Source organism: Streptomyces lanatus, from assembly GCF_014655715.1.
GTDB classification, from domain to species: domain Bacteria; phylum Actinomycetota; class Actinomycetes; order Streptomycetales; family Streptomycetaceae; genus Streptomyces; species Streptomyces lanatus.
Map to the genome: position 1 here is coordinate 1 of NZ_BNBM01000004.1, position 21,317 is coordinate 21,317.

Here is a 21,317-nt window from a genome sequence, read left to right on the forward strand (position 1 = left end):
CGTAAGACCCCGGCCATACACAGAAGATGCCCAGCTCAGAGCCTTGTGCAACACCCTTTAGAGCTCGCAACACGATCTTGTCGAGTTGTCCTGGTCGGGTGTGACCGGTCGGGTGATTCCGCAGTTCGTGAGAGTGTGAGCACTCGGCCGTGGATCATGGACGATGACCTGTGGGCGCTGATCGAGCCGCTGCTGCCGTCCTGGCCCGAGCGGGCGCCGAGGCCGCACCCGGTGGCGGACCGGATCTGCTTGCAGGGCATCCTGTACGTCCTCTACAACGACGTAGCGTGGCAACTTCTGCCGCTGGAGCTGGGGTTCGGCTCGGGACAGACCTGCTGGCGCGGCCTGGGGCGGTGGCAGCAAGCCAGTGTCTTCGACCAACTCCACTGGACCCTGCTCAGTGAGCTCAACGCGGCTGGCGAACTTGATTGGTCACGGGCCTGCGTGGATGGTTCCCACATCCGGGCGAAAAAGGGGGTGCCGACACCGGTCCGTCGCCGGTCGACGGGCGCAAGACGGGCAGCAAACACCACCTGATGTGCGACGGACGCGGTACCCCGCTCAAGGTCATCACCACCGCCGCCAACGTCAACGACGTCACCCAGACCCTCGCCCTGGTCGACGGCGTCCCTCCCGTCGCCGGCCACCCCCGGCCGTCCGCGCAGGCGACCCGAAGCCCTGCTCGGCGACGAGGGCTACGACCCCAACCCCAACCGCGCCGAACTCCACAAGCGCCGGATCCTGCCCGTCATCTCCCGCAAGGGGTCCCGAACATCAAGGGCATAGGCAAACTCCGCTATGTCGTGGAGCAGACCTTCGCCCTGCTCCACCACTTCAAGCGCCTCGCCGTCCGCTGGGAACGCCGCACCGAACTCCACGACGCCTTCGTCTCCTTGGCCTGCAGCCTCATCTGCTGGAGGCGACTGGAAAAGCACCGATCATGATTGGGTTACGAGCTCTTGGCTACAACTCACACCACTCACCCAGAGGGCCGGCAGCCCGCGTCTGGGTGAAGTCATGCACCAGCTCCCACGCCCGATCGACATTCAGGACAAAGTCGCCCGTGAACGCGGCGAGGTCGTCCATGATCGGGACTTCGACCTCGGCACCCGAGGGCACAGTGCCGTCTCCTACCAGCAGAGACATCCGCTCGGGATCACTCATCAGATGGACGACCGCTTGATCATCTCGGAAGGCCAGGATCAGCGTCGGGAACTCCATGTCCGGCAACCGAACCTCGATGTACCCCTGGCCAAGAGAACGCAGCTCGTTGAAGCGGTCTGTCAGCCCCTTCACCTCTGAACGTCTCTCAACCTCATGGAACAGTCCCAATTCCGGCGATGTCGCCGCCCACACCACACTCATCCAGCCACTCCTCCCCACACAGCTCATCGCCTACGATCCAGGGCCACGCTCCCACGCTCTACCACGACACGACTACTGGGCTGTTGTGCACATGATCGTGTTACGAGCTCTTATCGAGTGCTTCCACGAGACGCTGGACGACATAGTCGGGCATGTGCCGGTTCACGTCGTCGGCGAGTTCCGCGAACCGGAAAGGTACGCCGACGTCCTGCTGGGCCTTCCACGAGAGGAACATCGGGTCAACGGGCAGGCAGTGCCCGCCGACTCCCGGCCCTGGCGTGAACCGCGTGAACCCGAAGGGCTTGGTCGCGGCAGCGTCGATCGCCTTCCAGATGTTCACGCCGAGGGAAGCGGCCAGCATCGCCATCTCGTTGACCATCGAGATGTTCACGAACCGGAAGGTGTTATCCAGCAGCTTGGCCAGCTCGGCGACCCTCGTCCCGGACACCGGTACCGTGGTCTCACAGATGCCGTCGTAGAACCCCTTGATCACACCGAGTGATTTGGCGTCGATTCCGGACACCAACTTCGGCGTCCCGTCGAACGACCATCGCTTGTTTCCGATCCGCTCGGGACTGAATCCGGCCAGGAAGTCCACCCCGCCCTTGAGGCCCGACGCCTCCTCCAGGATCGGCAGCAGCAGATCCTCGGTGGTGCCGGGATAGGACGTGGACTCCAGGACCACCGTCGCACCGGGGCGAAGGTACTCGCCCAGCGCTCGGGCGCAGGACTCGATGTAAGTCAGGTCGGGCACGCCGTCCCGCAGCGGGGTCGGCACGGCGATCACCGCGAGATGGAAACCGGCCAGCGCGGCAGCGTCGGCGGTCGCGGAGGAGGCCCCGCCTCCAGCACCGCGCGCAGCCTCGAGGAGTCCAGGTCCCGCACGTGGGACCCGCCGACGCCGAGTTCCTGGACGCGGCGCGGTTTCCCCGTCGTAGCCGACGACACGGTGACCCACCTCTGCAGCGCGGACGGCCAGGCGAAGCCCAACGTAGCCCTGACCAGCGACAACCATCTGCATGGCAGCTCCTGCTCGATTGCGGTGCTTGAATGGGCTGTCGTTCTTGATCTGGCAAGGAGAAGCGCTGTGCCTCTGGTGTCCGTCGTGATGCCCGTGTACAACTCAGCAGCGACCCTCGGCGCAGCCGTCCGATCGGTGCTCACCCAGACCCACAGCGACCTGGAGCTGCTGGTCACCGACGACCAGTCCTCCGACGGCTCCATGGACCTGCTCCGCGAGTTCGCCGAGCAGGACGAGCGCGTCCTGCCGGAGGCGGCACCCGAACGGGGCGGTGCGGGCCGAGCCCGCAACCTCGCGATCCAGCGGGCCCGCGGGGACTACATCGCCTTCCTCGACAGCGACGACATGTGGCTCCCGGTGAAGACCGAGAAGCAGCTCGCCTTCGCTGCGGAGGCCACTGCGCCTTTGACGTTCACCTCGTACTTCAAGATGGACGCCGACTACGACGGCGAGAGCACCGCCTGGATCCCGAACGGTCGGGTGATCCATGCGCGGGAGCACGTGGACTACCGCGCGATGCTGGTCCGAGACCACATCGGCGCCCTTACTGCCATGTACGACCGCACTGTTCTGGGCGCGAGGCTGATGCCGGAGATGCGTAAGCGCCAGGACTACGCCCTTTGGCTGTCGATCATGCGGGACGGCGCTGACGCCCGGGGCCTGGATGAGCCGCTTGCGGTGTACAGGGCCCACCAGGCGGGATCGTTGTCCTCCAACAAGCTGTCGCTCGTGCAATACAACTGGGCCCTGTACCGCGAGCACGAGCATCTGTCGGCCCCGAGGGCGACGCGCGCGCTGGCCGGCGCTGTGTGGCAGTCGCTGCGCAACTCGCGCATCTAGGTCCATGCGCGGGCCCGGGGAGCCCGGTGCACGACTGTTTCCGGGGGTGCCCGACCGGGCCCCGCCCCGTGGCCGTGCCGCGTGCTCGGGGGGCTGGACCCGGGGGTGGGATTCGGTGAGGCACGGTGCCGTCGGCCGGCTACGCGGCCGAGCCGTCGCCGGTCGGCGCGCGCAGGAACAACTGGAGGAGCAGCCGCCGTCGGCGACGGGAACGGTCTCCTGACCGCTGTGGAGCGCCTCCCGGCCGTGCAGGAAGCGGCGCTGGTTCACGATGAGGTAGTCCCCCGGCTGGCGCATGAAGGAGACCTGGCCCGGATGAGCTCCTCGGCACCGTGCCGCTCGATCACGCGATCGAGTACGAGGCCGACGACGGCGAAGAGTTGACGATCACCGTACTGCGCGCTGTCGGCTCGACCAGCCGGAACGTGCATCCGTACCGCGACGAACGCGCCGCCAGCGAGATCCCGACGCCGGGGGCGCAGCCGCTCGGTGAGACCATCACCGCCCGGTTCGGCGTCGTGTGGTCCCCGCAGGGTTGGGAGGGTGCGGAGGCAGTCCGTCGCTCGTCGCGCTTCCGCAGCGAGGCACTCGTCGTGCGTGGTGCGGGGGGGGCGCCGCCGAACTCCCCGCTCTGCCCCGGGGCGTCCAGGTCGACGGCGCGGGGGGCGCGGTGAGCGCGATCCAGCACACGGGCAGAGGCATCGAGGGCCGGGTCGTGGCGATGAGCGGCAACCCGGTCGTCGCCATCGTGAGTGGCCCGTTCACCGACATCGACACGATAGATCTGCCCAGTGGGCTTCTCGGCAGCGAACCAGCGACGGCAGGCCGCCACGATCTGCGGCTCGCACCCTGGGAGATCCGGAGTGTGGTGCTGCGCAGCGCCACCTGACGGATTGAGCCCCATCCGGCTCTCCACGAAGGCCCCATTGGGACGCATAACCGTGGTGGCTGGTCTACGGAAATCCTCTCGCCCGGCCTCGGGCGGGAGGGTTTCGGTTTCGCCTTCAAGGGCCGGGTTCACTCCCGCTGGTCATTGCCACCTCCAGCCAAGATCAGCAGATGGGATGGTCCCGCCGGAGCGGCCTGCCGGAGGGCTGGTGAAGGTGCTGGCTGGGCCGACCGAAGACGAACTCGCGGAACGCCCGCCAGTAGCCTTCCCGGCCGAGGATCTGCTTGGTGTGCGGAATGGACGTGGCGTCGGGTGCGGAGTAGTAGCGGACGAGTTTTGCGTCGGCTAGTGCAGCCAGAATGTCATAGACGGCTTGGAGGGATATCGTCCCCAATTCCGCCCGTACGATATAGGCGAATGATGCGATGTCGATATGCGGGTTGTTCTTCAGGACGCGCAGAACAGCGATGCGTTGTACGGTCACCCGAAGTGATGCCGCCTTGAGCTGCTCCCTGAAATGGACATCGCCCATCGCGCCCACTACTCGGGCCAGGCGTTGTTCTTGATGATCTCGACGAAGTTGGCGCGCTGGAACGAGGGATCGAAGTGGGCGAGGACATCGTCGTTCATGGTGCCGAACGTGGTGTCGGGGCGGTTGGCCATGCCCTGGTAAAAGGCTTCCAGGATGCGGTTCTTGAATCCGGGACGGGGATGAGCCTTCACCACTTCCGCGCGCTGTTCGTCGGTGATCTCATGCAGGTCGAATCCGAGGACGTCCGTCTCCACTCCGAGCGTGACGACGGCCGTCTCGGGTGCGAGGTAGGAGGGGATCTCCGGTGTGGTGTGCAGCGCGATCGCCAGCCACACGTTGCGGGCCTCTTCCTCCGACCGCCCGTGCTCCAGGAGGAATGTCCGCGCGGCTTCGGCGCCGTCGATCTCGAAGCGCCGGTTCGTTGTCGCGTACTTGGGGGTGAGGCCCAGGTCGTGGAAGAGTCCCCCGACATAGGCCAGCTCGGGGTCCACTTCAAGACCCCGGGCCGCGGCCTTCAGCGAGCCCCACAGGAAGACTCGACGCGAGTGGTTGAAGAGAGTCTCGTCGGCTGCATCGCGGACGAGTTCCGTGGCTGACTTGACGAGTTCGGTATCCGGAATCGTGATGCCGGCAATAACCTCGGACATAGCGCCTCCTCTGGAGTGTTCGAGTGGATTTCTTCCACTCTCCCGACTCATCAGGGGCTCGCCAACGGCAGATCCTGCCAGGAGGCCTGCACATCGGGACCTGCGTTCAGGCGCGCGGTCTTCAGGCCGCAGGTCATTCCCGGGTCTCAAGGACCGTGGCTGCGCGTTGCACATTCGTCTGTGTCGTCGCGTAGCGGGACCGGTAGTGACTCGGTAGCGTGCCCATGCGCGCCACGAACGACCGGCGCATGCTCTCCACGCTGCCGAAACCCGCCGACCGTGCTGTCTCGCTGACATTGCAGCCTCGGTCAAGCAGGGTCTTTGCGTGGTCCAGCCGCACCTGTTCGACGTACTTCGCGGGGGTTGTGTCCAACTCCGTGGCGAACAAACGGGACAGGTGCCGTGCGCTCACGCCCACCCGGTTGGCGAGGGTGCTGGCGCTGTGGTCGAGAGCGGGCTGGGCGGAGATCAGGTCGACGACCGAGCGGAGTGCCGGGGTGCGAGGGCGCTGGGCGTCCAGGGGCGCGGAGAACTGGGACTGCCCGCCGGGCCGCTGCATGAACACCACGAGATTGCGGGCGACGGCCCGGGCCAGATCAGGCCCTTGGTCCTGCTCGAGCAGAGCAAGCGCAAGATCGATTCCGGCCGAGACGCCCGCAGACGTGAAGACACCGTCGTCCTCGACGAACAGGTCATCGGCCCGTACCTCAACGTCGGGGTAGGCCCGCTGCAGCAACCGTGTGTGCCTCCAGTGGGTGGTTGCGCGCCGCCCGGTCAGCGCCCCTGCAGCAGCTAGGACAAAGGATCCGGTACAGATCGATACCACCCTGCGCACCCGCGGATACAGGTCGCGGACGGCATCGACGAGGTCGGCCGGAATGGGATCCGTGATCAGACAATCGCCGCCCGCCACGACCAGGGTGTCGGGAGTCGGCGTGGTCTGGACCGTCCCGGACACAGCCAGCTCGATGCCCACCGATGTCGTGACCGGCCGGCCGCTCGCAGAGACGTAGGACAGGGTGTAGTCGCCACCGAGACGGTTTGCTTCCGCGAACACCTCTGCGGGCCCCGTCACGTCCAGCATCTTCAAGCCGTCGAACAGGATGAAGGCGATGTTTCTGCCTTGCTTCACGCGCTGACCTCTCTCGGTTCTGCTCCCCTGCTCAAGTGTCTCAAATTGTAGTTTAGTAGCGTGAGAGACATCGATGTTGGTCGAAACAGGGAGACGGGAGCCGCTCTGTATGGGCTCATCGGGGCACCTCAGGCCGCCTCCCGCCACGGCGAACCGGTGATCACCAGCCGAGCGGCCTGCCATGGCCTGCTGGCTGGTCGTCCGCGGCCCGCTCCCCCGGACCAGTCCGTCGAGGCCGCGGGTGGAAGGCTCCTGGGGCGACGGCCCTGGCCTGTGTGCCACCTGCCGGCGCCAGCTGGGCCACCCCGGAGCCGGTCGGGCCGCCCGCGGTGGGGTCACGGTGGCCCAGATCCGGCGCGCTGGGGCTCTTCGCGGTACCAGGGATGCCCAGCAGACCGTACGGGCCGCTCTGCACCGCGACGGCGATCAGACCGACCGCCGGATGCGCCTGGCCTTTGCAGTCGCGTGCTTCTTCACCACTGCCCCTCGCTCCAGGCCTAGTTCCCCTCGCCGGTGTCGGCGGCGCTCAGATCAACAATGAGATCCTCGTCGGGCAGGAGATCGCTTTTCGGGGCGAGTCGGGGAAGGTGTGCTGCCGGATGACCGCTGCGGCGAGCTCGGTTGCGGTGGCGCAGGTGCGGCAGACGTCCACCGGGCAGCACACCATGGGTGCGGGCCAGCAGCAGGAGCGGTCCGCCGCAGCCGCGGTGGCGGCGGTGCCAGTACCAGTGATCCGGCCCTCCGGTGAGGGCAGGCCGGCACGATCATGGTCGTGAGCGGACTCACCCTGACTGGCCCTGAACGCAGCGACCGTACAGGCGAGTTGGCCCGGAGTGCTCGATCTGAACGAACACCTTCAGGACGCGGGCCGTACCGACCAGCCGGAGGTGGAGGAACTGATCGGCGGCTCATGAGACTGAATGCGGGGCGCCGCTGCTCCAGGTCGGCGAGCTTCCGGCGGAGAATTCCGACCCGCCGTGCGTCGAGTTGACCGCCGTTGCTCAGCCAGGTTGTTACGCAACCGGCGATGTCGGCATCGAGCATCACGAGGTCGATGTCTGCCCGCTCGGCGCCATTGAGCCGAACCGGCCCCCCTCGTTCCGGGGCTCCTGCAATATCGGGTCCAGGCACGCCGCCCATCATCCAGGAGGGGCCGCCTGAACGTCAGAGGAAGGCGCCCAGGTCGTTGTCGGCGGCCCGGGCCGCCCCCCGGGTCTTGAGAACGGGAACTTCGTGCGCCCGACCGCATTCGCCGGCGTCACCAACGACATGACCATCAGCTGACCAAGGCATCACGCGCCTCCTCGCCTTCGCCGGTGATCCGATCGTCCAGGCCCGCCCCCTGCCCGCACCCGCCCAGCGACATCTCCGACACCGCCCCCGACAGGCATTGAACGCTGATGGTCAGGCCCGCAGCCGTCGGCGTCGGCAGCCCGCGTTCTCGACAGACGACACCAGCCGGCCACTCAGGCGTTGCAAAATATGCATTCCTCTGTTGCGCTCATCGCATCGTGGCTTGAGAGTGGCCGCCTGAGACCAGCAGCACGCCCTCGGCGTCAGCGGCAGGACTCCCCCATCAGCAGAAGCGGTGAAGGCCCGGTCCCGGAGCAAGCAGGGGCTCGGCCGACCCGGTCGGATCAACACAGGGAATCATTGTGATCGAGAAGGAAACCGCGTTTTACAGCGAAGGCAGCCGCCTCGAGGCCACCCTCTACTACCCCGACGACCTGCCGGAGGGCGGTCGGCATTCCGCGCTTGTCATCAACTCCGGCTATCAGGGATTCAACGAGTTCTACCCGAAGCTGTTCGCCCAGCGGATGACCGGGCACGGGTTCGTCTGCCTCGGCTTCGACTACCGCGGCATGGCGGACAGCGAGGGCGAGAAGGGCCGGGTCCTGATCGAGGAGCAGGTCCAGGACGTGCGCAACGCGGTGACGTTCATCCGCGCGCAGGACGACATCGATCCCGCCCGTGTCGGGCTCATCGGCTGGGGCATGGGCGCCGCGAACGTCATCCTCGCCGCCGAGAAGGCCGGCGACGTCGCGGGCGTCGCTTCCCTGAACGGGTTCTACGACGGGGAGCGCTGGCTCAGGTCCATCCACACCTACGACGAGTTCCTGAAGATCGTCGACGAGGTGGAGGAGGACCGGGTGCGCCGGGTCGTCCAGGGCGAGTCCAAGCTTGCGGACACCTTCGCCCACTACCCGCTCGACCCGGCCACCGGTGACTACGTCGAGAAGGAGCTGTCCCAGGTCTACGGGTTCGGGCACCCGACCCGGCTGCAGTTCACGGAGTCCATCCTGGACTTGAAGGTCGAGAACATGGTGGCGAACCTCGCGCCGACACCTCTGTTCGTCGCGCACGGCGAGCGGAACTCGCTGCATCCCTATGAAGAGGCCCGGTCCCTGTACGCGTCCGCCGCGTCACCCAAGACTCTCTACACGATCCACGGGCGGCACAACGACTTCATGTACGGCGACCACCCGGAGTTCCTGCTGCTGTGCGACCGTCTGCAGGAGTTCTTCGACGAGGCCTTCCGCGTCTCCGCCGCTCCCGCCCGGAGCATCTCCGCCTGACGGCAGGGCAAGCGGCCCCAGGGCAAGTGGTGCAGAAAATGCAACGCCATGTTGCGTGCACCACGGCCCCCCATCTAGCTATTCATACCGCTACGAAGGAATCGGTATGGCTCTTGAGCAGAATGAGACTCCCGCAGCGCGGAGCGGTGCTTCGCGAGTGATGGCGATCCTGGACGCCCTCGCGGCGGCGGATCCGGCTGTGTTCCCGGACGGGCTGAGCGTGGCCGATGTCGCCAGGGCGGTGGGGCGTGAGAAGTCCGTCGTGTCCCGGCAGCTCAGGAGCCTGCTGGAGACGGGCATGGTTGCCAGACGTGATTCCGGGCGGTACGAGCTGAGTTGGCGGCTGTTCGCACTGGCGGTCCGGGCGGGCGACCAGCGGCTGACCAAGCTCGCGGCCCCGTTGCTGCTCAGGTTGACCGAGACGGTACGGGAGCGCACCTACCTGAGCGTTCTCAGCGACGGTGAGGTGCTCACCGTACTGTCGGAGGGCTCCCGGCGGTCGATCGAGGCCGTGAACTGGGTGGGCCGTACGATCCCGGTGCACCGGAGTTCCAGTGGCATGGCCCTGCTGATGGACTACGAGGACGAGCACATCCTCGACATGGTCCGGCGCGGCGGGAGCGGCGTTTCGGACCGCGAGGCGCGCGACTTCCTCGCTCAGGTGCAAGAGGCCCGCCGACGGGGATACACGGTCGCGAACCGCATCTTCGACCCGGAGTTGCTGGGCATCGGGGCACCGGTCCGGGATTTCACCGGCCGGGTCAGCGCCGCGGTGAACATCTCCGGTCCCGCGTTCAGGATCGAGCCGCACATCCACGCTTTCGGCGGGCATCTGCTTTCGATGGTGCGGGCCTTGCAGGCATCCCTCGGCTCCGACGTGCGCCCTTACGCCGAGACAGGCGATCTCTGACGGCTCCGCCGCCTACCGACAACCACCGTTCGAGCCCCGTAGAACCGGAGAATCCGGAGAACACCATGCGACATCTCGCTCGTCCCCTGCCCGAGTCGGGGCCCACCGGCCCCCGTCAGCCGGTCCTCCAGGTGGTCGTGAGTCGTGCCGGCAGAGGGCTGGCCACTCCATGAGCCTCCTCTCCTACATGGCCGACAATTCCGGCCACCTACTGTTCCTGGCCGAGCAGCACATCGAACTCGTGCTGATCAGCGTCGCGTTGTCCGCGGTCATCGGGATCGGACTCGCCCTTCTCACCCAGTCCGCACCCGGCCTGCGTCACGCTCTGCTGTCGCTCACGGGTTCCCTGTTGACCATCCCCTCGTTCGCCCTGTTCGCCCTCATGATCCCCGTCATGGGGCTCGGTGTCGCCCCGACCATCGCCGCCCTGACCGTCTATGGGGTCTTCCCGATCCTGCGTAACACGGTCACGGGCATCGAGGAAGTCGACCCGGCCGTCGTCGAGGCGGCACGCGGCCTCGGCATGGGCCCGGGGCGCCGGATGCGCACCGTTGTCCTGCCGCTGGCCTGGCCGGTGATCCTCAACGGGATCCGCACGGCGACGATCATGCTGGTCGCGACCGCGGCCATCGGGGCCGTGGTGCGTGGCCCGGGTCTGGGTCAGCTGATCTTCCGTGGACTGGAACGCATCGGGGGAGCCAACGCGTTGGAGGAAGCCCTCTCGGGAGTGATCGGAGTGGTGCTGGTCGCTCTGGTCCTCGACCTGCTGTTCATAGCGATTGCCAAGATCACTGCTCTGCGAGGATTGAATGTCTGACAGGCCCACCCCGAACTCAGACGCCATGATCTTTCTGGACCAGGTCTCCAAGCGATACCCGGGCCAGGAGACAGCGGCCGTCTCCGAACTCTCCATGGAGATCAAGCAAGGAGAGTTCGTCGTCCTGGTCGGCCCGTCCGGATGCGGGAAGACCACCACCCTGCGGATGATCAACCGCCTCATCGAGCCGACTCACGGGCGGATCTTCATCGACGGCAAGGACGTCACTCACGCCGACGTGGACGACCTGCGGCGCGGCATCGGCTACGTCATCCAGCAGATCGGCCTGCTGCCTCACCTGACGATCGCGGACAACATAGCCCTCGTACCCAGGATGCTCGGCGTGAAGAAGTCCGAGCGCCGCAGGCGCGCGCAGGAGCTGCTGGAGATGGTCGGGCTCGACCCGGCCCTCTACGCCGACCGATACCCCAGGCAGCTCTCCGGCGGCCAGCAGCAGAGGGTCGGGGTCGCCCGCGCCCTCGCCGCCGATCCGCCGGTGATGCTGATGGACGAGCCGTTCGGCGCCGTGGACCCGATCGCGCGGGAGAAGCTCCAGATGGAGTTCGTGCGGCTCCAGGAACGTATCCGCAAGACGATCGTGATGGTCACGCACGACATCGACGAGGCACTGCGCCTGGGCGACCGCATCGCCATCTTCGGTCCCGGCTCCCGCCTGGCCCAGTTCGACACTCCCCTGGAGATCCTCTCCAATCCCGCCGATGACTTCGTACGCGACTTCGTCGGATCCGGCGCCCCGGTGCGGCGGCTGTCGCTCCTGAAGGTCTCGGACGTCATCGCCGCCACCCCGTCCGACCTGCCGAGCGGTGCGAACGCGATCGCGGTCGACGCCGGTGAAAGCGTCCACCGGGCGCTCGAACTGGTCCTGGGTTCAAGGGCGGAGGGCATAGAGGTCAGCGTCCCCGGCGACGGCAGCCGCTACCTCGACCTCCAGACTCTGCTCACCGCGGCCGCCCAGCCGGCGAAGGTCCTCTCATGAGCACCGCGGCGGTCCAAGCGGTCACCTCCCGATCGGAGACGCGCCGTTCCAGGACCTGGGTCCTGCCGCTGGTCGTCCTCGCCCTGCTGGGAGCCCTCTGGGCCTACGTCGGCTCCCTGCGCCTGGACTCCATCGAGACCCGCAGCCTGGCCTCCGACGTCGTCCTGACGGCACTGTGGGAGCACGTCCAGCTCGTCGTCGCCTCGACGCTGCTCACCATCGCCATCGGTGTCCCCCTCGGCGTGCTGCTGACCAGGCCCGGCATCAGCAGGGCGGGGGTGGTCGTGCTCGCGGCCGCCAACGCCAGCCAGGCGGTGCCGTCCATCGGCGTGCTGGTGATCCTGGCCATGGTCTTCGGCGTCGGCTTCTGGATGGCCGTGGTGGCGCTGGTGCTGTACGCCCTGCTTCCCGTGCTGCGCAACACCATGGTCGGGATCCGCCAGGTCGACCCGGCGCTGATCGACGCGGGCCGTGGCATGGGCATGAGTCCCCGGGAGGTGCTCCTCACCATCGAACTGCCCCTGGCGGTCCCGGTGATGCTGGCGGGCATCCGCGTGGCACTGATCCTCAACGTCGGCGTGGCCACCCTCGCCGCGTTCACCAACGCCGGCGGCCTCGGCTCCATCATCTCCTCCGGCATCTCCCTCGACCGGACGCCCGTGCTCGTCGTCGGCAGCGCCCTCACGATGGCCCTGGCGCTGACCGTCGACTGGCTGGCCGGCCTGGCCGAGCGGGCCCTGCGTCCGCGCGGCATCTGACACCTCTTCCCGGTCCACCCCCCGCACACACCGTCAAGCACCACGAAGGACTTCAGCATGCGCAGAAACACCCTGGCTGCGGCCGGTCTGCTCAGCCTCGCGCTCACCAGCGGCTGCGCTCTCGGCAGCTCCGGCGCCGAGCAGGGCAGCGGCCCCGCGGAGAGCGGTCCCCTCAAGGGGGCCACCGTGAACGTCGCTTCCAAGAACTTCACCGAGCAACTGCTGCTGTGCGAGATCACCGCCCAGCGGCTCGAGTCGCAGGGAGCGAGCGTCAAGCGCACCTGTGGCATGAGCGGGACGAACGCCGTCCGTGCCGCGCTGACCGGCGGCTCCGTGGACATGTACTGGGAGTACACCGGCACCGGCTGGCTGGCCCTGCAGCAGCAGGGGACCAACACCGACCCGAACGCCGTCTACAACAAGGTCAGCGCCCTGGACAAGGCCGAGCACGGCGTGGTGTGGCTGCCGCCCGCGGCGGCGAACAACACCTATGCCGTAGCGGCGAAGACGCAGACGGCGAAGAAGCTGGGCGTCTCCACGCTCTCGGACTACGCGGCGCTCGCCGAGAAGGACGCGGGCAGCGCCGGCTTCTGTGGCGCCTCGGAGTTCTTCGGCCGCGACGACGGGTGGACCGGGCTGCAGAAGGCGTACGGCTTCAGCCTCCCCAAGGGCGATGTGGCGGAGCTGGCCGAAGGCCCGATCTACAACGCCGTCGCCAAGGGCAACCCGTGCAACTTCGGTGAGGTGTTCGCCACCGACGGCCGGATCTCCGCCCTCGGGCTGACCGTCCTGAAGGACGACAAGAAGTTCTTCCCGCCCTACAACCTCTCGCTGAACGTGCGGGACGCCGTCCTGAAGAAGTACCCGAAGATCCAGACGGTGATGAATCCGGTGAGCGAACGGCTGACCACCGCCGAACTGCAGCAACTCAACAAGCAGATCGACGTGGACGGCAAGAGGCCGGAGGAGGTCGCGAGCCAGTGGCTCAGCACCAACAAGCTGAAGTGACGGCGGCGAGCCCGGAGGAGCCCCGCACGCTTCGTGTGGGGCTCCTCCAGACCGCGCCCGTCTTCGGCGCGGTGGAGGAGAACCTCGCCCGGATCGCCGAACTGCACGACGAACTCGGCCCGGTCGACCTCGCGCTCACCCCGGAACTCTCGGCCAACGGCTACGGATTCGCTCCCCACCGGGAGACGGACCTCCTCACCGCCGACGATCCCCGGCTCGCCGCCCTCGTGTCCGCCGGCGTCGGAGTGGGCTTCGCCGAGAGGAACGGCGACGGACTGCCCTGGAACGCCTACCTGTTGCAGGATCCGCTGACCGGGATCCGGCATCTCCAGCGGAAGCTCCACCCCGTCTCCTACGCACCCTGGAACGAGCAACTGTCGTTCCGGCCCGGTACGGAGCTGAGGACCGCCGCTTTCAGTGCCGCCAGGATCGCCACGGCCATCTGCAACGACATGTGGCATCCCGTCGTCCCGTGGCTGGCCGCCCAGGGCGGCGCCGAGGTCCTGTTCGTGCCCGTGGCCAGCATGACGGGCTCCGACCCGGCGAGGATCCGCCGCACCTGGGAGGTGATCCTCGAGCATGCCGCCGTGCTGCTTCAGTGCTACGTCGTCTTCGTCAACCGCTGCGGCACCGACGACGGGGCCCGCTTCTGGGGCGGCTCCCGCGTCGTGGGCCCGGACGGCGACGTCCTGGCCCACCTCGGGGAGGAGCCGGGGGCCGCTGTCGCCGAGCTCGACCTGACGGCCGTGCGCCGGCTTCGGGCGGACGTACCCCTGCTGGCGGAGTCCCGCACCGAGTTCCTTGCCGATGCGTTCGGAACGAGCCTCGGCCACGAAGGGGAGCAACTCCGTGTTTGACGTCCATGTCCATGCCGCACCCGATGTGCTCCAACGCATCGGCTACGACGACCAGATCGGCGCCAGTTACATCGCGGCCGGCTACACCGGCTTCGTCCTGAAGGCCCACCACGAATCCACCGTGGGCCGCGCCAGCGCCCTCGGCCGCTCGTCCGGGCTGGAGGTCGTGGGGGGCATCGCCCTCAACCGTGCCGTCGGCGGCATCAACCCGGCGGCCGTCCTGTCGGCTCTGTCCACCGGCGGCCGGGTCGTGTGGTTCCCCACGGCGGACGCCCACACCCAGGAGAGCGCCCGGCTGCCACGGCTGGGCGACCTCGACGCACGTCTGGACCGCTCCGCGCTGTCCGTCCCACCGGTCATGGCCGCGGACGACTCCGCGGCCAAGGACGTCGCCTTCGTGCTCGACCTGATCGCCGAGCACGACGCGGTGCTGTGCACGGGGCATGTCAGCGGCGCGGAGTGCCGGTGGCTGCTGGACCAGGCCCTGGCCCGGGGCATCGGCAGGTTCCTGCTCACCCACCCCTCCTACACCGTCCCAGGTATGGAGGTACGGGAGATCGCCGAACTCGCCGAGCGGGGCGCCCGCGTGGAGATCACCGCCTACCAGCTCTTCCACCAGCCCGGGATGACGGCCGCCCGGCTGGCCGCCGTCGCACGGGCCGCGGGGCCGCGTCTGGTCCTGTCCTCCGACGCGGGACAACCCGACAGCCCCGAGCCTCCCGCGGCCCTCGAACAGCTCATCGCCGCGCTCGCCGCCGAGGGACTGGACCCCGGATGGCTCCGGGACGCCGCCGGCGACACCCCCGGGGAGCTGGTCCTCCCATGACGGCCGGCAGACCCGACGGCCCCCAGGAGCAGCACGAAATGGACATGGACGCGACCATGGCAGACGATCCGAAGGCCCCGACCGAGTCGTTCCTCGACGCCCTGCGTGAACGCCTGGGCGACCTCGTCGACGGCTCGTCCACGACCAGGGCGCTGTACTCGACCGACGCCTCGAACTACCGGATCATCCCCGAGGTCGTGCTCACACCCAGGTCGACGGACGATGTGATCACCGCTGTCGGTGTCGCCCGTGCCCACGGGGTGCCCGTCACCGTCAGGGGAGGGGGCACCTCCTGCGCCGGCAACGCCGTGGGCCCCGGTCTCGTGATCGACTTCTCCCGCTTCATGAACCGTGTCCTGTCGATCGACCCCGACGCCTCGACGGCGGTGGTGGAACCCGGGACGGTCCTGAGCACACTCCAGACCGCGGCCCTGCCCCACGGACTGCGCTTCGGCCCCGATCCGTCCACCGCCACCCGCTGCACGATCGGCGGGATGATCGGCAACAACGCGTGCGGTCCGCACGGCCTCTCCTACGGGCGTACGGCCGACAACGTGGTGTCCATGACCTGGCTGACCGGCGGCGGCGACGTCATCACGGCCGGGTCGGGGCGTGACGCGCTCACTGCCGTCCCCGGTCTGGATTCCTTCGTCTCGGAGAACCTTGCGGTCCTGCGCACCGAGTTCGGACGCTTCGGACGCCAGATCTCGGGCTACTCCCTGGAGCACTTGCTCCCGGAGAACGGGCACAACCTCGCGGCCGCCCTGACGGGCACCGAGGGCAGCTGCGGCATCCTCCTCGAAGCCACGGTCCGGCTGGTCCCCCGGGCAGCCGCGCCGGCCCTGGCCGTGCTCGGCTACCGCGACATGCCCACCGCCGCGGACGACGTACCGAACCTGCTGCCCTTCCATCCGCTCGCCCTGGAGGGCCTGGACGCACAGCTCGTCGACGTCGTACGGCGGGCGCACGGCGACGCCAGTGTCCCCGCCCTGCCCGCGGGCGGGGGGTGGCTGATCGCGGAGGTCGGCGGCGCCGACTCCGAAGAGGCCGTCGAAACGGCACGGAAACTCGTCGCCGCCTCCAGCTCCGCCGACGCCGTCGTCCTGCCCGCGGGCCCCGAGGCGACCAGGCTCTGGCAGATCCGCGCCGACGGCGCAGGCCTGGCCGGACGTACCGCCGACGGCAGACAGGCCTGGCCCGGCTGGGAGGACTCCGCCGTGCCCCCGGAGCGGCTCGGCGACTACCTGCGCGGACTGGAAGCACTCATGGCCGAGGAGAGCGTGTCCGGGCTGGCCTACGGCCACTTCGGCGACGGCTGCGTCCACGTCCGCATCGACTTCCCGCTGGATGCCGGGGGCACGCTCATGCGCAGGTTCCTCGAACGCGCCGCCGCCCTGGCCGCCGAGCACGGCGGCTCCCTCTCCGGCGAACACGGCGACGGACGCGCACGCTCCGAACTGCTGCCCGCCATGTACAGCCCCGAAGCCCTGCGCGCGATGGAGACCTTCAAGGCGCTCCTGGACCCCGAGGACGTCATGAACCCCGGGGTCGTGGTCCGCCCGGCACCGCTGGACGCCGACCTCCGCCGTCCCCAGGCCCACCGGCTCCGCGCCGGCGACGGCTTCGCCTTCGCGCACGACGGCGGCGACATCACCGACGCCGTCCACCGCTGCGTCGGGGTGGGCAAGTGCCGGGCCGACCTTCGCGAACAGGGCGGGTTCATGTGCCCCTCGTACACCGCCACCCGGGACGAGAAGGACTCCACGCGGGGCCGGGCGCGCATGCTCCAGGAGATGCTCAACGGCGGTGTCGTCACCGCCGGCTGGAGCTCCCCCGAGCTGCACGAGGCCCTGGATCTGTGCCTGAGCTGCAAGGCCTGCGCGAGTGACTGCCCCACCGGCATCGACATGGCCACGTTCAAGTCCGAGGCCCTGCACCAGACGTACAAGGGCCGTCTGCGTCCGCTCAGCCACTACACGCTCGGCCGGCTTCCGCAGTGGCTCAGGCTCGCCGCGCCCCTGGCCCCGCTCCTCAACCTCGCAGGCCGCGTCCCTCCACTGCGCAGAGCCATGACGACGCTGATGGGAGCCGACCACCGCCGTTCACTGCCGACGCTGCCCCGGACGCCGTTCCGCTGGAGCAGGTGGAGCAAACGGCGAAGGCCCGCGGGGCAGGGGGCAGTCGGGCCCAAGGCCCTGCTCTGGGTCGACTCCTTCTCCGATGCCATCAATCCGGACGTCCCCCGGGACGCCCTCGACGTCCTCTTCGCCGCCGGCTGCGACGTCGAGATCGCCGGCCCCGGGGCCTGCTGCGGTCTGACCCTCGTCTCCACCGGCCAGCTCACCGCCGCCAAGGCCAAGCTCCGCAAGACGGTCGACCTCCTGCTCCCGCATGTCAGGGACGGAAGGACCGTCGTCGGCATCGAGCCCAGTTGTATCGCCACGCTCCGCTCGGACCTCGTGGAGCTGCTTCCCGACGACCCCCGCGCCGCCGAACTCGCCCGGTCGGTCAAGACCATGGCCGAGTTCCTGACCTCCATCGGCTGGACACCGCCGCGAGCAGCCGAGAAATTCCTCGTCCAGCCCCACTGCCACCACTACTCCGTCATGGGCTACGACGCGGACCAGGCGCTTCTGGAAGCCATGGGCTGCGATGTCGAGATCTCAGCGGGATGCTGCGGCCTCGCCGGGAACTTCGGCATGGAGAAGGGCCACTACGAAGTCTCCGCGAAGATCGCGCGGGACGGCGTCCTCGCCAAGGCGTCCGCAGACCCCGACCGACGGATCCTCGCCGACGGGTTCTCCTGCCGCACCCAAGTGCGCGACCTCGCCGACCTCGACAGCCGCCATCTCGTGCAGATCATCGCCGAAGCCCTACGGCGATCAAAGGCCGGACAAGAGCATCGGTCGTGAGCTGACGGGCGAGTCAGGACCAGTTGCCGGCGTGAGGGCGGATACCGGGCCGGTAGCCGAGGCGGCGGGAGGCCTCCTCGCCCGCCTCGACCACCAGCGGCGCGAGCTGGGCGACGTCGGCAGGGGTCAGGCGCTGGGTCGGGGCTCCGATGCCGACGGCTGCGACCAGTTCGCCGCTGCTGCCGAAGACGGGGGCGCTGATCGAGGCGGCGCCGAGATCGCGTTCCTCGAACGACGCGGAGAAGCCGCTGCGGCGGATCTCCTCCAGTTGCCGGTCCAGTACGTCGATGTCGACGACCGTTCGTGCGGTGTGCCGGGTGAGGCCGTGGCTGACGGCGGCCCGCCGCGCGGAGGGGTCGAAGGCCATGAACACCTTGCCGGCCGACCCGGCGTGCAAGGACATCACCATGCCGATCATGAACAGCCGCATGACCACGTGCCGGGTTTCGGCCAGGGAGACGACCGTGCGGTAGGCGCCGTCCCGCACGTACAGGCAGGCCGTCTCGCCTGTGCGGTCGCGCAGTTGCTGGAGGGCCGGGCGGGTCAGCTGGACCATGTCCAGGCCGAACGTGCCCGGCGCCGCCCAGCGGACCAGGCCGAGGCCGATGCGGTAGGTGTCGTCGGTGCGGTCGAGGAAGCCCTCACGGGTGAGGTTGTGCACCAGCCGCTGGCAGGTGCTGGCGGGGAGGCCGGTCGCCTTGGTGATCTGCTGAAGGTTCAGCTCGGGCTGTTCGATCGTGAAGCACTCGAGGATCTGCCGGATCTTGTGCAGGACCAGCAGGGGCGCCGTGCCGCTCTTGTCGTTCGTACTCATCGCTGTGTCTCCCCGCCAGGACTCCACCGTTTTACGAGCACATACGGTATGTCAGCCGGGCACGGCGGTGGGCCGCAACGGTACCGGTGCGGCCGGGACGGCTGCCAGGGCCGAGTCCAGCTTCCGTCCGAGCCGTGCGTGCAGTTCCTCGCGCAGGGCCACGAGCCGGTCGACGTCGATGCCGGTGGCGATGCCGGCGTGATGGCAGAGGTTGACGAGATCGTCGGTGGCGATGTTCCCGGCGGCGCCTGGGGCGAACGGGCAGCCGCCAACGCCGCCCAGGGCCGCGTCGAAGCGGCGAACGCCCAGGTGGAGGGCTTCCCAGACGTTGGCGGAGGCCATGCCGTAGGTGTTGTGCAGGTGCAGGCCGAGCGGCATGTCGTACAGCTCCGCCTGTACGGCTGTCAACGTCCGCCGGATGTGCCATGGGCTGGCCGCGCCGATGGTGTCGCCGAGGTGGAGCACGGAGATGCCGAGGTCGGCGAGCTGGTGAGCCGTGGCCACGACACGGCCGGGTGGTGTCTCGCCGTCGAACGGGCAGATGAAGGCCGTGGCGATGGTGGCCTCCAGCTGGACCTTGGCCTGTGTCAGCAGTTCCGCCGCCGGCCGCAGGCGCTCCAGTGCCTGCCGGGTCGGCACACCGGCGTTGGCCCGGCTGTGGCCGTCGCTCGCCGACACGATCAGCCGCACGTGCCGTGCGCCGGCGTCCAGGGCGCGGCGGGCTCCTCGCTCGTTGAAGACGAGCGTGTGCAGGGAGGCGGACTCCCCCGCGCACAGTTCGGCGGCCAGCCGGTCGGTGTCCGCCATCTGCGGCACCTTGTCCGGGTGGACGAAGGAGCCGATCTCCAGGGAGGTCAGCCCGGCTTCGAGGAAACCGTAGGCGAGGCGGAGCTTGTCCTCGGTGGGGACGATCACCGGTTCGATCTGCAGGCCGTCGCGCAGCAGGACCTCCGTGATCAGGACCTGTTCGGGCATGTCGTTCATTCACACCACTCCCATGTCACGCAGCGCGGTGCGGCGTGCGTCGTCTATTCCGATCTCGGCCAGGACCGCGTCCGTGTGTTCGCCCAGCTCCGGTCCGAGCCAGCGGGTGCGGCCGGGCTCCTCGGTGAACTTGGGCACGATGCCCGGGAAGGCGACGTCCCGCTCGTCGCCGGCGGCGATGGCCACACGGTGGCGTTCCACCATGCCGCGCGCCGCGTAGTGCGGGTCGGCGGCGATCTCCGCCGCTGTGAAGATGGGGCCGGAGGGGATCTGGCCGTCGTCCAGGAGCTTGAGCACCTCGTCGTGCGACAGGCGTCCCGTCCAGGCGGAGATGGCGTCGTCCAGTTCCTCGGCATGCCGGACACGTCCGGCGTTGTCGGCGAGTTCCGGGGCGTCGGCCAGGTCGGGCCTGCCGATGACCTGCATGAGCCGCTTGTAGATGGAGTCGCCGTTGCCGCTGATGACGACGTAGCGGCCGTCCCCGCACAGGTAGTTGTTCGAGGGGGCGATCCCCGGGAGGGAACTGCCGGTGCGTTCGCGTTCCACGGCGAAGGCGTCGTAGTCGGGGGTCAGGGATTCCATCAGGGAGTAGACGGCTTCGTACAAGGCGACGTCGATGGTGTCTCCGCGGCCGGTGGCCGCACGGCGCTGGAGAGCCGCGAGCGAGCCGATGACGGCGTACAGGCCCGCGACGGAGTCGGCGAGGCTGATGCCGACACGGGTGGGCGGCCGGTCCGGGTAGCCGGTGAGGTGGCGCAGTCCGCCGATGGCTTCCGCGACGCCGCCGAAGCCGGGCCGGTCGTGGTAGGGGCCGGTCTGTCCGTAGCCCGAGATGCGGGTGACGATCAGGCCGGGGTTGGCTTCGCGCATCTGCTCCGGGGCCAGGCCCCAGCCTTCCAGGGTGCCGGGGCGGAAGTTCTCCAGGACGATGTCGCAGCGGCCGATCAGCTCCAGCGCGACGGCCCGCCCCTCGGGATGCTTCAGGTCGAGGGTGACGGATCGCTTGTTCCGGTTCATCGCCCGGAAGAGCAGCGAGGTGTCTCCTTCGTGCAGTCGCCAGCGGCGCAGTTCGTCACCGCCGGCGGGCCGCTCGACCTTCACCACGTCGGCTCCGAAGTCGGCCATCAGCCGGCCGGCCGAGGGCGCGGCGATGAAGTTGCCCAGTTCCACCACCCGCAGACCTGTCAGGGGGCCGGGGGCGCGCTGCCCGCTCTGGTCGGTTGTGGCCATGTGCACTCTCCAAGGTCAACTCACTATGTGGGTTCGCAACCCAGAATGCGGGTGTCCAACTCATCGGTCAAGGCCGAGCCTGAGCTCCATAATGGGCACAAGAGGTACATCTATCGAGATTTCCCCTGCGGTTTAGTTTCAGTCCCAACCATTGACCTACCCGCTGACCGCCCTCATGATGAGTTGCCATCCCACAAATCTT

At 68.5% G+C, this 21,317-nt stretch carries 22 protein-coding genes and 1 pseudogene; 15 read left to right on the forward strand and 8 right to left on the reverse strand.

Translation table 11 applies throughout. From position 1 onward, the window contains the following. Positions 1-156: 156 nt before the first annotated feature. Positions 157-537 carry a transposase gene (locus IE325_RS47010; protein WP_350897199.1) on the forward strand — a complete coding sequence of 127 codons (381 nt, stop codon included), beginning with the start codon at positions 157-159 and terminating at the stop codon, positions 535-537. Continuing rightward, complete coding sequence (locus IE325_RS47015) at positions 537-944, forward strand: transposase (RefSeq protein ID WP_350897201.1); 408 nt, start codon at positions 537-539, stop codon at positions 942-944. The genes IE325_RS47010 and IE325_RS47015 overlap by 1 nt, the downstream gene beginning before the upstream one ends. Before the next feature lie 19 nt (positions 945-963). On the opposite strand, the gene IE325_RS12070 is transcribed toward IE325_RS47015, so the two are convergent. Together IE325_RS12070 and IE325_RS12075 are read right to left on the reverse strand one after the other, a co-directional pair. Then, a complete protein-coding gene (locus IE325_RS12070; protein ID WP_229911773.1) occupies positions 964-1,365 on the reverse strand; it encodes a hypothetical protein in 402 nt (133 codons plus the stop codon). A gap of 100 nt (positions 1,366-1,465) precedes the next feature. After that, positions 1,466-2,386 (reverse strand): nucleotide sugar dehydrogenase, encoded by a 921-nt coding sequence (locus tag IE325_RS12075; protein WP_308437654.1) that lies wholly within the window; start codon positions 2,384-2,386, stop codon positions 1,466-1,468. A gap of 66 nt (positions 2,387-2,452) precedes the next feature. On the opposite strand from IE325_RS12075, the gene IE325_RS12080 reads away from it, so the two are divergent. The 3 genes from IE325_RS12080 to IE325_RS12090 all read left to right on the forward strand — a co-directional run bounded on the left by IE325_RS12080 (position 2,453) and on the right by IE325_RS12090 (position 4,115). Further along, a complete protein-coding gene (locus IE325_RS12080) occupies positions 2,453-3,226 on the forward strand; it encodes a glycosyltransferase family 2 protein (RefSeq protein WP_190069829.1) in 774 nt (257 codons plus the stop codon). Positions 3,227-3,558: 332 nt separating this feature from the next. Next, positions 3,559-3,900 (forward strand): hypothetical protein, encoded by a 342-nt coding sequence (locus tag IE325_RS12085; protein ID WP_190069830.1) that lies wholly within the window; start codon positions 3,559-3,561, stop codon positions 3,898-3,900. After that, positions 3,897-4,115 (forward strand): hypothetical protein, encoded by a 219-nt coding sequence (locus IE325_RS12090; RefSeq protein ID WP_190069831.1) that lies wholly within the window; start codon positions 3,897-3,899, stop codon positions 4,113-4,115. Before IE325_RS12085 ends, IE325_RS12090 begins: the two co-directional genes overlap by 4 nt. A 163-nt stretch (positions 4,116-4,278) precedes the next feature. Here IE325_RS12090 and IE325_RS12095 read toward each other — a convergent pair whose 3' ends face one another. From IE325_RS12095 to IE325_RS12105, 3 genes are all read right to left on the reverse strand, one after another. Further along, positions 4,279-4,647 carry a transcriptional repressor gene (locus tag IE325_RS12095; protein ID WP_190069832.1) on the reverse strand — a complete coding sequence of 123 codons (369 nt, stop codon included), beginning with the start codon at positions 4,645-4,647 and terminating at the stop codon, positions 4,279-4,281. 8 nt (positions 4,648-4,655) lie between these two features. Then, positions 4,656-5,294 (reverse strand): HD domain-containing protein, encoded by a 639-nt coding sequence (locus tag IE325_RS12100; RefSeq protein ID WP_190069833.1) that lies wholly within the window; start codon positions 5,292-5,294, stop codon positions 4,656-4,658. Between the two features lie 133 nt (positions 5,295-5,427). Beyond that, complete coding sequence (locus IE325_RS12105; RefSeq protein ID WP_229911774.1) at positions 5,428-6,426, reverse strand: GlxA family transcriptional regulator; 999 nt, start codon at positions 6,424-6,426, stop codon at positions 5,428-5,430. 1,176 nt (positions 6,427-7,602) lie between these two features. On the opposite strand from IE325_RS12105, the pseudogene IE325_RS12110 reads away from it, so the two are divergent. From IE325_RS12110 to IE325_RS12155, 10 genes and pseudogenes are all read left to right on the forward strand, one after another. Continuing rightward, a pseudogene (locus IE325_RS12110) lies at positions 7,603-7,710 on the forward strand (aldehyde dehydrogenase family protein); the annotation flags it as partial. 371 nt (positions 7,711-8,081) lie between these two features. Further along, on the forward strand, positions 8,082-9,002 hold the full coding sequence (locus IE325_RS12115; protein WP_190069835.1) for an alpha/beta hydrolase: 921 nt from the start codon (positions 8,082-8,084) through the stop codon (positions 9,000-9,002). A 160-nt stretch (positions 9,003-9,162) separates the two neighbouring features. After that, positions 9,163-9,912, forward strand: coding sequence for an IclR family transcriptional regulator (locus IE325_RS12120; protein ID WP_190069836.1), 750 nt, complete (start codon positions 9,163-9,165; stop codon positions 9,910-9,912). 169 nt (positions 9,913-10,081) lie between these two features. Then, a complete protein-coding gene (locus IE325_RS12125) occupies positions 10,082-10,729 on the forward strand; it encodes an ABC transporter permease (protein ID WP_190069837.1) in 648 nt (215 codons plus the stop codon). A 25-nt stretch (positions 10,730-10,754) separates the two neighbouring features. Further along, a complete protein-coding gene (locus IE325_RS12130) occupies positions 10,755-11,726 on the forward strand; it encodes an ABC transporter ATP-binding protein (protein ID WP_190069838.1) in 972 nt (323 codons plus the stop codon). Next, positions 11,723-12,484 carry an ABC transporter permease gene (locus tag IE325_RS12135; protein ID WP_190069839.1) on the forward strand — a complete coding sequence of 254 codons (762 nt, stop codon included), beginning with the start codon at positions 11,723-11,725 and terminating at the stop codon, positions 12,482-12,484. The genes IE325_RS12130 and IE325_RS12135 overlap by 4 nt, the downstream gene beginning before the upstream one ends. Before the next feature lie 57 nt (positions 12,485-12,541). Then, complete coding sequence (locus tag IE325_RS12140) at positions 12,542-13,492, forward strand: glycine betaine ABC transporter substrate-binding protein (RefSeq protein WP_190069840.1); 951 nt, start codon at positions 12,542-12,544, stop codon at positions 13,490-13,492. Beyond that, the gene (locus IE325_RS12145; RefSeq protein ID WP_190069841.1) at positions 13,465-14,349 is read left to right on the forward strand and encodes a carbon-nitrogen hydrolase family protein; all 885 of its coding nucleotides are present in this window, start codon (positions 13,465-13,467) and stop codon (positions 14,347-14,349) included. Before IE325_RS12140 ends, IE325_RS12145 begins: the two co-directional genes overlap by 28 nt. Beyond that, positions 14,342-15,175 (forward strand): DUF6282 family protein, encoded by an 834-nt coding sequence (locus IE325_RS12150; protein WP_190069842.1) that lies wholly within the window; start codon positions 14,342-14,344, stop codon positions 15,173-15,175. Before IE325_RS12145 ends, IE325_RS12150 begins: the two co-directional genes overlap by 8 nt. A 44-nt stretch (positions 15,176-15,219) precedes the next feature. Then, positions 15,220-18,087: an FAD-binding and (Fe-S)-binding domain-containing protein gene (locus tag IE325_RS12155; protein ID WP_190070314.1), complete on the forward strand. Its 2,868-nt coding sequence runs from the start codon at positions 15,220-15,222 to the stop codon at positions 18,085-18,087. Between the two features lie 13 nt (positions 18,088-18,100). On the opposite strand, the gene IE325_RS12160 is transcribed toward IE325_RS12155, so the two are convergent. Genes IE325_RS12160 through IE325_RS12170 form a run of 3 tightly spaced genes read right to left on the reverse strand, consistent with a single transcriptional unit; the run spans position 18,101 to position 21,115 of the window. Further along, complete coding sequence (locus IE325_RS12160) at positions 18,101-18,901, reverse strand: IclR family transcriptional regulator (protein ID WP_190069843.1); 801 nt, start codon at positions 18,899-18,901, stop codon at positions 18,101-18,103. Positions 18,902-18,952: 51 nt separating this feature from the next. Next, on the reverse strand, positions 18,953-19,885 hold the full coding sequence (locus IE325_RS12165; RefSeq protein WP_229911776.1) for a hydroxymethylglutaryl-CoA lyase: 933 nt from the start codon (positions 19,883-19,885) through the stop codon (positions 18,953-18,955). Further along, positions 19,886-21,115 carry a CaiB/BaiF CoA transferase family protein gene (locus IE325_RS12170; protein ID WP_190069844.1) on the reverse strand — a complete coding sequence of 410 codons (1,230 nt, stop codon included), beginning with the start codon at positions 21,113-21,115 and terminating at the stop codon, positions 19,886-19,888. Positions 21,116-21,317: the final 202 nt, after the last annotated feature.